An 11,216-nucleotide genomic window follows, 5' to 3' on the forward strand; every position below is an offset into this window, starting at 1 on the left:
TCATTCTATCATCATGTGTTGTTAAGCAAATGTCGATAAGCACAAAAAGACTCAAAGCCAGTGTGTATCTGGCGGGCATACTGGCAATTTCTGCTGGTTTCAGCGGCTGTTCCATCTTTTCCCAGACGGAAAAAGACCTAACCGAAGGCTGGTCAGCCAATAAAATTTACACAACCGCACGGGAAGCGATGAATGCGGGCGATTACGAACGCGCTATTGGCCTCTACGAATCCCTCGAAGCTCGCTATCCTTTAGGGCGATTTGCCCAACAAGCGCAATTGGAAACCGCGTATGCGTATTACAAATTCGATGAGCCAGATTCCGCGCTGGATGCGATTGACCGTTTCTTACGGATGAACCCGACCAGCGAAGACGCGGATTATGCGATCTACCTACGCGGTTTGGTTAACTTTAACCGTGGGCATAGCATCGTGGATAAGCTATTCCCACGTAGCATTGCCGATTTGGATACAGTGCGTCAGAAAGAGTCCTTCCAAGACTTTTCCCACCTATTGACCCGCCACCCCGACAGCAAATACGCGCCAGATGCTAAAGAGCGTATCCAACATTTGCGTAACAGCTTGGCACAGTCTGAGTTAAATGTAGCCGAATATTACATGACACGCGGTGCATGGTTGGCAGCTTTTAACCGTGCTGAATACGCCGTGAAACATTACCAAGGCTCACCGGTTGTGGTGGATGCGTTGGAAATCAAAGTCAAAGCAGCACACAATCTGGGCAAACCCGATTTGGCGGCTGACAACTTGCGCGTCCTAGAATTGAACTTCCCCGAACGCGCAGCAGCACTCAAAGCAGCATTGCGTTAATCCCCCTTCGCCCGTTTATCGGTTAATACTGGCAGGATCCCTGCCAGTTATTTAAAGTCGTGATAAAAGCTATCCAGCAAAATAATAATAACCGGGGCTACACACATGACGACTTCCAAGACTTCTGTACTTGCCGTATGCCTATTCAGTGTACTTAGCGGCGCAGTCATGGCAGAAACCAGCTCACCGTTTTCCAAAATCAAACCGATGTCACCCATTGGCGCAACCGCTAATGCCAAAGCACCCAATTACCTTGGCGCGAGCATGGGTTCCACCACGACGGATGGTTTTTGTGATGGCTTCAGAGCTTGTGATAACAGCGATAAAAGCTGGAAAGCCTTCGCCGGAGTGCGTGTGAACGACAATATCGTGGTGGAAGGCGGCTATGTTGACTTTGGCAAACAAACCGGTAGCCACACGAGCGGTGACATTAGCCAACAAGCGACCGCTTTCACAACCGCCGCCGTCGCCGGTATCCCCATGAATGAGCAAATTGAAATCTTTGGTAAAGCCGGTATTGCCCGTTGGACACTGGAAAAAACGGACAGTAGCGGCACAACAGAAAACACTGGTACGGATGTGTTAGTCGGTGTCGGTGCCGATTATAACCTTGGCGACAATATGGGTGTACGTGCCGAGTGGGAACGCTTTAAAGACGTGGGCAGCACGGCTGACCATTCAGGTGACATCGACATGATGAGCCTTGGGTTTATTTTTTCATCTTTATAACAACATTCCCGCTTGAGGGAACATACAGAAAGGGGCTTTGTATGAAAACGTTTATTTCCTGCTCATTAGCAGGCTTCACGCTATTGGCAAATACCGTATCGGCTGGCGGTCTAGAAGGTTATGGCATTCCATCGAACATCTCACTGTATGGTGGTGTGGGTGGCGGCATTAGCAATCATGAGGGAGCCTGTGTCGCTGACAGTGCCACGACCGATTGTGAAGACAGCGACACAGGTTACAAAGTATTCACAGGTCTACGTGCCACACCACTGAGCAATGGTTTTGTCAGAACACCGACGGGCACTATCCCAACCAAATCACTCCCAACCTTGGGCGCAGAAATTGGTCATATTGATTTAGGCGAAAGTACAGCCAAAGGGCACGTCGGTCGGCCTGCACCTGGTGGATTTGACAGTGAGTTGCGCAGTGAATTATCTGCAAATTATGTGGCAGGCGTTGCTCATGTACCGGTAATGCCGCGTACTGAATTAGTCGGTAAAGTCGGTGCTGCTTACTGGAAGCAAAAAGGCAGCCGTGCAGTGCCTGAAAACCCCGATGACGACTTGAATACCCGCAACAGTGGTGTGGGTATGTTATTAGGTACGGGGGTACAAGTGCAAATTAATCCCAACTTCGCGATACGGGGTGAATATGAACACCTCTTTGGCACGGCGGAAGATAGCGAGTACGAAGCAGATGCGGGAATGCTCAGCATTGGCGCGGTCTTTTCCACCTTCTAGACACAGGGCAGTAACATGAAGAACCAACTGATTTTGTGCCTGCTCATTGCGGTCAGTAGTCATGCCTCAGCAGAAGATGTCATGATGATGGGAAGTGGTTTCACTAATGGCCCCAAACTGTACGCAGGTGCTAGCGCTGGCAGCACCAAACAAAGTGATACCTGCAACGAACCTTTTTTTTCAGGGCAATGCAATGATCAGGATTTTGCATGGAAAGCCTTTGGTGGCGCACGTATTAACCCAATGCTAGGGGCAGAACTCAGTTATTACGATTTGGGCGATCGCAGCATGGAAGGTACAACAGGTGGCAGCACCGCCAAGCTCGAAAGCAGTACAACTGGCACTGCCATTGCCGGTGTTGGCTATGTACCGCTAACCTCGCAAATTGAGGCATTCGGCAAAGCAGGGGCAATGGCGTGGGACAGCAAAACCAGCAAAACCTCTGGCACTAACACATCCCACTTTGATGAAAGCGGCACGAGCATCTTACTCGGTGGTGGGGCTCAGTTCCAAATGAACAGCAACCTGCACTTACGCGGTGAATGGGAACATATTTCTAACATCGGTGCTGACTCCGCTTACGAAACTGATGCTGACGTGTATTCCCTCGGCATGAGTTATTCCACCCTCTGAACCTATCTCCCTCGGAAGGGCTGTATTAGTACAGCCTTTCCGGTAAAGTGGCGGCACTTTTGCCTTTTGATCGCCACGTTTTGAGGAGAATAGTTATGGCACGTCAAGCTGATTTCATTGCACCATCCATCCTATCTGCTGACTTTGCCCGTCTGGGTGAAGAAGTCGTTAACGTCTTAGCCTCTGGTGCGGACATTGTGCATTTCGACGTAATGGATAACCATTATGTTCCCAACCTGACCATTGGCCCCTTGGTGTGTGAAGCCCTACGCAAGCACGGCGTAACTGCACCGATTGATGTGCATTTGATGGTTAAGCCGGTTGACCGCATCATTCCTGACTTCGCCAAAGCTGGCGCGTCTTACATCACCTTCCACCCGGAAGCGTCTGAACACGTTGATCGTACTTTGCAACTGATCCGTAACGAAGGTTGCAAAGCGGGCTTGGTATTCAACCCTGCGACTCCACTTTCCATTCTGGAATACGTGATGGACAAGGTAGACATGATCCTGCTGATGTCGGTCAACCCAGGTTTTGGTGGTCAGAGCTTCATCCCCGCTACACTGGGTAAATTGCGTCAGGCACGCAAGATGATTGATGATTCCGGTCTGGATATTCGTCTGGAAATTGACGGCGGTGTCAAACCGGGCAATATCCGCGAAATCAAGGAAGCGGGTGCGGATGCGTTCGTTGCCGGTTCTGCGATTTTCAATGTAGCGAATAAAGCTGACCCGAACCATTACAACACTGTTCTGGCTGAATTCCGTAAAGAATTGGCAGCGGCAAAGGTTTAAATCCACATGTTCAAACCGAAAATGGTATTGATCGACGTGGACGGGACGCTGGTTGACAGCGTTCCCGACCTGACGTTTTGCGTCGATGAAATGATGAAACAACTGGAGATGCCAGTACGCGGTGAAGCAGCCGTGCGCCAGTGGGTGGGCAATGGCGTGCAACGTTTGACCGAACGCGCCCTGACCAATGACCTCGATGGCTACCCAGACGCTGAATTGTTTGCACGCGCCATGCCGATTTTCATGGAACTATATGCGGAAAACACCTCGAAGCGCAGCCGTTTGTACGATGGTGTGGTTGAAGGGCTGGATTTCCTGCAAAGCTGTGAAGGTTTGAAAATTGGCTGCGTCACCAACAAAGCGGAACAATTCACTCTGCCCTTGTTAACCGATTTGGGTATTGTTGACCGCTTTGAAATTATTGTCAGCGGTGATTCTTTGCCGGAAAAGAAGCCGCACCCAATGCCCTTGTTACACGCCGCCGAAAAACTGGGTGTGAAGCCGGAAGATTCGGTAATGATCGGCGACTCCAAGTCTGATGTAAAAGCAGCACGGGCGGCGGGTTTCAAGATTATTTGCATGACTTACGGCTACAATCACGGCGAAGATATTCGCCACTATCACCCGGATGCCGTCATTGATTCCATGACAGAACTCGCTACACTGATTACCCTTTAGCTGCTCCTAAGCGGGGCGAGATACCCAGCGGAGCGGGATTTCCCGCTTCGCCCACGTGTACACCCGACCGCCCCCACTACTACCGCAATTGTTACCGTCGCATCCACCAGAAGCGCACCCTGCTGCTTGTTCCAGCACTTTCCCTTTCTTTTGCCAATAGCCGAGCGCAAATTGTGCCGTATCCGGTGCTATATCAAAATGTGTCGCTACATCTTGTAAACTGGCACTACCCCGCTGTTGTAGGTAGTCGCGGATTTCCCCCAGCAACATAAGTATTCCTCCCTGCCCGATAAAACGTGTACACTGCCACCGCAAACGCACCCGAAATAGCCCCTACCCACAGCAACGATTGCAACGGATGCTGCCCAAGTGTTGCCACTTGGTAAAATACCACAGCCGCGCCATACCCCAGCCCAGTACTCCACGCCACGCCCAATGCAGCCCAGCGCGAACCCACTTCACGGTACATCGCCCCCGTTGCCGCCACACACGGAAAATACATCAAAATAAATAACAAGTAAGCAAAAGCCCCCACCTTGCCATCAAAATGCTGCTGCATGGCACTAAACGTCGCATTAGCTACATCTTGCTCCTCACCCACTGCACCAAAACCCAACGGATCACCCAAATTACTCAATGCATCCCGCAAATTCGCCGGAATAGTTGCCACTGCCTCCAGCAACCCCGCACCCAAATCAAACGCGGTGGGTTCATCCCCTGTAGGCGCTTGCCCCGCAAGCGATTCTCCCTCACCCATCTGCCCATACAACGAATCCAGCGTACCAACCACCACTTCCTTCGCCAGCAAACCACTGACAATACCAACCGTAGCAGGCCAGTTATCCTGCGGAATCCCCATCGGGGCAAATACTGGCGTGATGGTTTTTGCGGCTACACTCAACACCGATTTTTCGGTATTCTGATTGCCAAAACTGCCATCCGTACCCAAGCTATTGATCACGTTGATCACCATGACCACCATTACGATCAACTTGCCAGCCCCGACGATGAAACCTTTCAACTTGTTCCAAGTATTAATCAGAATATTGCGCAAGCCGGGAAGCTGATAGGTTGGCATTTCCATCACAAAATGGTCAGCCCCGCCTTGCAGCAGGGTTTTACGCATGATCACGCCAGTCAGAATGGCAAACGCAATCCCCACCAAATACAGCAGAAATACAATATTTTGCCCACCACTCTGGAAAAAAGCCGCTGCAAACAGCGCATAAACGGCTAACCGCGCCCCACAGGACATAAAGGGAGCCATTAACACCGTTAAAATTCGTTCCCGTTGGCTATCCAAGGTACGGGTCGCCATGATCGCCGGAACATTACAACCGAACCCCACAATCAGCGGCACAAACGCCTTGCCGGATACACCCAGGTTGCGCATAAACTGATCCATGACAAACGCTGCCCGCGCCATATAACCCGACTCTTCCAATAAGGTCAGGAACAAATACAATGCCGCAATAATCGGGATAAACGTTGCCACCACTTGCAAACCACCACCCAACCCATCGGCAAGCAAGGTAATCAACCATTCCGGCGTATTGACACTACCGAGGACATGCTGCACCCCATCCACCGCCAAGGCTTGCACCCCAAGGTCGAAAAAGTCGATGAATGCCCCGCCCAAGTTAATACTGAACAGGAACAACAAATACATCATCGCCAAAAAAATCGGGATACCCGTCCAACTGCCCAACACCCAGCGATCCACCTTATCGGACAGGGTGCGGCTGATTTTACCGCGTTCATGCACCACATCGCGTGCAATCCGCGTCGCCAGATCAAACCGCGCATCCGCCAGCAAAAAGTCGAGATCTTCGTGGGTATCCGCTTCAAGTTGCTGGGTTAGCATCTGAATCGTGCTATCGGTCTTTTGAGTTTGCAAGGCAAGTAAAGCGTTCACCCGATCGTGTTCTGGCTGCTGATCCTGCAAGACTTGCAGAACGTTTTCCACACTACTGTGGTAAGGAATTTCAAAATGCAGGCTGGAAGTGCTAGGCAGGTAATGGCAAATAGCATGGTGGATAGGATGCAAGTCTTTATCCTGCCGCAAGGATACCGGAATCACCGGACAACCCAAACGTGCGTGCAAGGCTTGCGGGTCAATTTTCATGCCGCGCCGTTCTGCCACATCCATCATGTTCAGCAACACGATCATCGGCACGTTCAATTCACGCATCTGCAAGGTCAAGTACAGACCACGTTCTAACGTACTCGCATCCACGATATTGAGGTACAGGTAATCGGGGTTATGCTGCACAAATTCGCGGGCAACTTGCTCATCTGCCGTAGTATCACTGAAATCCAGCGAGTACGTACCGGGCAAATCCACCACTTGCAAGTCTTCATTCTGCAAACGGCATTGACCTTCTTTGCGTTCAACCGTCACGCCGGGCCAGTTACCCGTGCGCTGACGCGCCCCCGTCAATAGATTAAACAGCGTGGTTTTGCCTGCATTCGGATTGCCTAATAACGCAATTTTGCGATGCAGCATTGCTTTTGGGCAGCGTGGTTCGTGTGCATTGCAGCATTCTTTAGACATGACAGGAAACCTCTACATGCACGCGAATATTATGGGTAATGCTACGCCCTAAACTAATACGATTATTACCGTTGCCTAGTACCATATCCCCTTTGCGGTTGCGTAAAACCTCAATGCGAGACCCCGTACCAATCCCCATCCCTAACAAACGAATACGCGTCTGATTGTCAGTCTGAACCGAATGAATATGAGCGGATGTCTGTTCCGCAAGCTGCGAAAGCGGCAAGGTATGGGCTAAGCTCATGCTGTGGCTACCTAAATATGAAAATGATTCTCAAATTTATATCACATACAGCTAATACTCAATAGCCAACATCAAACCTTTCATGGAGGAGCCAGCCCATCCACGTAAAACCACTTCCCGCCTTCCTTCACAAACCGGCTGGTTTCATGTAACTCGCCGACTTGTTCTCCCTCACGGTAGCGGGCGATGAATTCAACGATACCCTGCGTATCCTGTTCCCCGCCCTGCTCGGTGCGCACAATTTCCAACCCTAACCAATCCGTCGACGGCAGTTGCAACAAACTCTTTTTGTTGGGGCGAGTGCTGCTGTGCCAACTGCGATGTAAATACGCGCCATTACGCAGCACATACGCACTGTAACGCGAACGCATCAACGCTTCTGCCGTGGGTGCGGTTTTGCCATCGTGATACATCCGGCAACATTGGTTATAGGTTTGCGCTGATCCGCAAGGGCAATGACTCATCGTGTTCCTGTGATGTTTTAGGCTAAAACCCGCATGTTAGCGCGGCTGCATTCAACATGCCATGTAATGCCCATGAGGTGCTGATGCTGCCAAGGCTGCCTTACGCGCCGCCACCGTTTGCCAAGCCCGTTCGTGAAAATAAAAAACCACCGTATTAATCGCCGGTTCAATTAAAGCCATCACCCCACCAATCACTATGCTGCCGGTTAATACATACGCCACAGTGAAAGCCACGCTGAAGTGCAAAATTGCGAAAGTGAATGTCTTAGCCATGGCCTGATCCTCCGTTGTTGTCATTTGCTGCTTGGTGTTAAGAATAACAGTTCTCATTATTTTATAAAAAAGATTGTTTTAATGATAACGAGCGACTAAATAGATAATTAAGGAATCTTGCCATACCGCTAGGCATTCGTGCCAAAATACACATATGAATAACCACCCACACAATACCATGCAACTCCAGAATCCGACTGCTACCACCTATTGCAACGAACTCGACTTAATCGCCCAACACCTGCCACTGGAAAATGCCAGGGTGCTGGAACTCGGTTGCGGCAAAGCCCAAATGACACGCCGCATTGCCGAACGCTTCCCCACGGCACGTATCATTGCCACCGAGGTCGACCAAATCCAACACGCCCATAACCTTGCACAGCAACGCTACCTGAGCGAAGTCGAAGGGATACACAATATCGAATTCAAGGCAGGCAGCGCACAAGCCATTGATGCACCCGACAACAGCATTGACCTGGTATTCATGTTCAAATCGCTTCACCACGTTCCCCCCACGCTAATGGCGCAAGCCCTGCAAGAAATTGCCCGTGTGCTCAAGCCAGGTGGCATGGCATGGATTTCCGAACCCGTGTATGCGGGCGATTTCAATGAGATTTTACGCCTGTTCCATGACGAAAAAGTGGTGCGCGAACTCGCCTTCCAAGCCGTGAGTGATGCCGTCACTGCCGGTACGTTGGAACTGGTGGAACAAATTTTCTGCAACACCGAATCGCGTTTCGCCGATTTCAACGAATTCGATCAACGCATTATTCAAGTCACTCACACCAACCATCAATTGGATGATGCGCTGTACCAAACCGTCAAAGCCCGTTTTAACGCGCACGTAGGTGCAGACGGTGCACGCTTTGCTAACCCTGCCCGTTTCGATGTGTTGCGCAAACCGCTCAATACCCGCGCTTTATTGTGATTTGGGAGACGTCGTGTAAACTGCGATGAAAGGCAACACCATGACAAGGATAACGCATGAACTACCATTTTGATTCTTCCGCCAATGCCGCCGAACTGCACACCGATTGCGTCGTGGTAGGTGTTTATAAACACGCCAAACTCTCGGCGGCGGCGGCGCAAATTGATGCTGCCAGCGCGGGTGCGATCAGCCAACACTTGGATTTCGGCGACTTTACCGGCGATAAAAACCGCACCAGTATGCTTTACAACCTGCCCGGCGTCACCGCCAAACGGGTGCTGCTCATCGGCATGGGCGAAAAAGACAAACTCACGCCGGAAGCCTTAACCCAAATGACACAAGCCGCTGTCAACCTGCTCAAAAATTCCAAAGTTCATAATGCCGTCTCCTTTCTAACCGACGAAATCGCCAGCGAATACATTGAAGCCGCTGTGCGCCAATCCGTCATCGCGGTTGCTGACTCGCTATACACCTTCGATACTTACAAAAGCAAAAAAGACGATGCCCCGCGCACCACGTTAGAAGGTTGGACAGTCGCGCACACGATTGCCGGTGAATTCACCACTGCGCTGTTGCAAGGCAACGCCATCGCCGAAGGGATGTGCATCAGCCGTGACCTCGCCAATAACCCCGGCAATGTGTGCACCCCCACATACCTCGCTGATATTGCACAGGAATTGGCTAACTCCTCCAACAAAGTCGACATTAACGTGCTCGAAGAAGCCGACATGGAAGCCCTTGGCATGGGTTCCTTCCTATCAGTATCCAAAGGCAGTGTAGAAGACGGCAAAATGATCATCCTGCAATACCACGGTGGTAATTCGGGTGATGCACCATTCGTACTGGTCGGCAAAGGTATCACTTTCGACACCGGCGGTATTTCGCTCAAACCCGGCAATGCGATGGATGAAATGAAATTCGACATGACCGGTGCTGCCAGTGTAATCGGCACATTAACCGCCTGTATCGCCATGCAATTGCCCATGAACATCATTGGCGTGATTGCCGCCGCCGAAAACATGCCCGGTAGCAAAGCCAGCAAACCCGGTGACATCGTAACCAGCATGTCAGGCAAAACCATCGAAATCCTCAACACCGACGCGGAAGGTCGCTTGGTGCTGTGCGATGCACTGACGTATGTGGAACGCTTCAACCCCGTTGCCGTGGTTGATATTGCCACCCTAACCGGCGCATGTATCACGGCATTGGGGCATCACATCTGCGGTTTATTAAGCAATAACGACGCACTTGCTGAAGAAGTGCTCGCAGCGGGCAAACAAGCCAATGACGAAGCTTGGCGCTTGCCGATGGGTGAAAAATACCACGACCAACTCAAAAGCAACTTTGCCGATCTCGCCAATATCGGCGGGCCACCAGGCGGCACAATCACCGCAGCCTGTTTCCTGTCACGTTTCACCGAAAGTTACCCATGGGCGCATCTCGACATTGCAGGGACAGCATGGAAAAGCGGTGCAGCCAAAGGCGCAACGGGTCGCCCTGTGCCGTTGCTGTGCCAATTGCTGATTAATCGCGCCAACGCATGACCAAGATAGATTTTTACGTCGGAAAAACCAACAGCTTGCAGGCGCGGTTATTACTCGCCTGCAAGGTGGTGATGAAAGCGCACCAGCAACAATTGCACACCTACATTCACACCGATGCGCCGACTACCAGTAGCAAACTGGATGAATTACTGTGGACATTTAACGAACTTGCCTTCATTCCCCATGCACTTGCACCGACGAAAGAGCAAAATATGCGCATTTTGATCGGTCATGACCATGAGCCGATGGAAAATTGTGGGTTGCTTATCAACCTTTCCAATGAAATACCAGCATTTTTCTCACGTTTTGAGCGATTAGCCGAAATTTTAGATCAGGAAGAACCCGTAATACACGCTGGTCGTAAACGCTACCAGTTTTACCGTGACCGGGGCTATAATCTGGACTACCATCAACTTAAGATTTAATAACCCGGAATAATGATGCGCGAAGACTTCGACAAAACCATTCGTATTCCCGTCGTTACTGATCTGGTACGCGCAGGCGACGCCGCCATTGTCGAGCAAGTAAAAAACCCCTACGCTCGCCAGCAACGCCGTCAAGTATTTGAGCAACGCCTCAAAGAACGCATCGACGAACTCAAATCCGCCACCGGACAAGACGAATATTCCGGTCTAGCACGGGCGCACGCCATCCGCTCAGAAGGCAATCAACAAGCAGCGACGCCAACCCACGGCTCCCGCATTGACCCTTCGGTAGAAAAACACATTGATAAAGCCCGCGACGACCTCATCCGCGAACTCTCCGGGATGTTGCCGCCGTAAAAACCCGCTATAATGCCGCTCTTTTC

The 11,216-nt window shown here is 50.9% G+C and carries 15 protein-coding genes; 10 read left to right on the top strand and 5 right to left on the bottom strand.

The window, feature by feature from the left end; genetic code table 11:
* The first annotated feature begins 29 nt into the window (after positions 1-29).
* The 6 genes from BLV87_RS04790 to BLV87_RS04815 all read left to right on the top strand — a co-directional run bounded on the left by BLV87_RS04790 (position 30) and on the right by BLV87_RS04815 (position 4,401).
* Positions 30-827: an outer membrane protein assembly factor BamD gene (locus BLV87_RS04790; protein ID WP_093065939.1), complete on the top strand. Its 798-nt coding sequence runs from the start codon at positions 30-32 to the stop codon at positions 825-827.
* Between the two features lie 105 nt (positions 828-932).
* A complete protein-coding gene (locus tag BLV87_RS04795; RefSeq protein ID WP_093065941.1) occupies positions 933-1,556 on the top strand; it encodes an outer membrane beta-barrel protein in 624 nt (207 codons plus the stop codon).
* A 41-nt stretch (positions 1,557-1,597) separates the two neighbouring features.
* Positions 1,598-2,296, top strand: a complete 699-nt coding sequence (locus tag BLV87_RS04800; protein ID WP_093065943.1) for an autotransporter outer membrane beta-barrel domain-containing protein — start codon at positions 1,598-1,600, stop codon at positions 2,294-2,296.
* 15 nt (positions 2,297-2,311) lie between these two features.
* Positions 2,312-2,929, top strand: coding sequence for an outer membrane beta-barrel protein (locus BLV87_RS04805; protein WP_093065945.1), 618 nt, complete (start codon positions 2,312-2,314; stop codon positions 2,927-2,929).
* Between the two features lie 95 nt (positions 2,930-3,024).
* Positions 3,025-3,723 carry a ribulose-phosphate 3-epimerase gene (rpe, locus tag BLV87_RS04810; protein WP_093065947.1) on the top strand — a complete coding sequence of 233 codons (699 nt, stop codon included), beginning with the start codon at positions 3,025-3,027 and terminating at the stop codon, positions 3,721-3,723.
* Positions 3,724-3,729: 6 nt separating this feature from the next.
* Complete coding sequence (locus BLV87_RS04815) at positions 3,730-4,401, top strand: phosphoglycolate phosphatase (protein ID WP_175517841.1); 672 nt, start codon at positions 3,730-3,732, stop codon at positions 4,399-4,401.
* A 6-nt stretch (positions 4,402-4,407) separates the two neighbouring features.
* On the opposite strand, the gene BLV87_RS04820 is transcribed toward BLV87_RS04815, so the two are convergent.
* The 5 genes from BLV87_RS04820 to BLV87_RS04840 form a co-directional block, all read right to left on the bottom strand.
* Positions 4,408-4,671 (bottom strand): FeoC-like transcriptional regulator, encoded by a 264-nt coding sequence (locus BLV87_RS04820; protein WP_093065951.1) that lies wholly within the window; start codon positions 4,669-4,671, stop codon positions 4,408-4,410.
* A complete protein-coding gene (feoB, locus tag BLV87_RS04825) occupies positions 4,628-6,955 on the bottom strand; it encodes a Fe(2+) transporter permease subunit FeoB (protein ID WP_093065953.1) in 2,328 nt (775 codons plus the stop codon). Before feoB ends, BLV87_RS04820 begins: the two co-directional genes overlap by 44 nt.
* Entirely contained in the window at positions 6,948-7,199 is a 252-nt protein-coding gene (locus tag BLV87_RS04830; RefSeq protein WP_093065955.1) for a FeoA family protein, read from the bottom strand. The genes feoB and BLV87_RS04830 overlap by 8 nt, the downstream gene beginning before the upstream one ends.
* An 80-nt stretch (positions 7,200-7,279) precedes the next feature.
* On the bottom strand, positions 7,280-7,663 hold the full coding sequence (locus BLV87_RS04835; protein WP_093065957.1) for a YchJ family protein: 384 nt from the start codon (positions 7,661-7,663) through the stop codon (positions 7,280-7,282).
* A 51-nt stretch (positions 7,664-7,714) separates the two neighbouring features.
* Positions 7,715-7,936 carry a DUF2061 domain-containing protein gene (locus tag BLV87_RS04840; RefSeq protein ID WP_093065959.1) on the bottom strand — a complete coding sequence of 74 codons (222 nt, stop codon included), beginning with the start codon at positions 7,934-7,936 and terminating at the stop codon, positions 7,715-7,717.
* A 154-nt stretch (positions 7,937-8,090) separates the two neighbouring features.
* Between BLV87_RS04840 and BLV87_RS04845 the strand changes: the two genes are divergently transcribed.
* The 4 genes from BLV87_RS04845 to BLV87_RS04860 are packed head-to-tail and all read left to right on the top strand — an operon-like array spanning position 8,091 to position 11,190.
* Complete coding sequence (locus BLV87_RS04845; protein ID WP_245706918.1) at positions 8,091-8,864, top strand: class I SAM-dependent methyltransferase; 774 nt, start codon at positions 8,091-8,093, stop codon at positions 8,862-8,864.
* 56 nt (positions 8,865-8,920) lie between these two features.
* Positions 8,921-10,408 (top strand): leucyl aminopeptidase, encoded by a 1,488-nt coding sequence (locus BLV87_RS04850; RefSeq protein ID WP_093065961.1) that lies wholly within the window; start codon positions 8,921-8,923, stop codon positions 10,406-10,408.
* On the top strand, positions 10,405-10,833 hold the full coding sequence (locus BLV87_RS04855; RefSeq protein WP_093065963.1) for a DNA polymerase III subunit chi: 429 nt from the start codon (positions 10,405-10,407) through the stop codon (positions 10,831-10,833). Before BLV87_RS04850 ends, BLV87_RS04855 begins: the two co-directional genes overlap by 4 nt.
* A gap of 15 nt (positions 10,834-10,848) precedes the next feature.
* A complete protein-coding gene (locus tag BLV87_RS04860; RefSeq protein ID WP_093065965.1) occupies positions 10,849-11,190 on the top strand; it encodes a hypothetical protein in 342 nt (113 codons plus the stop codon).
* Positions 11,191-11,216: the final 26 nt, after the last annotated feature.

The sequence above is a fragment of the Thiothrix caldifontis genome, assembly GCF_900107695.1.
GTDB lineage: Bacteria > Pseudomonadota > Gammaproteobacteria > Thiotrichales > Thiotrichaceae > Thiothrix > Thiothrix caldifontis.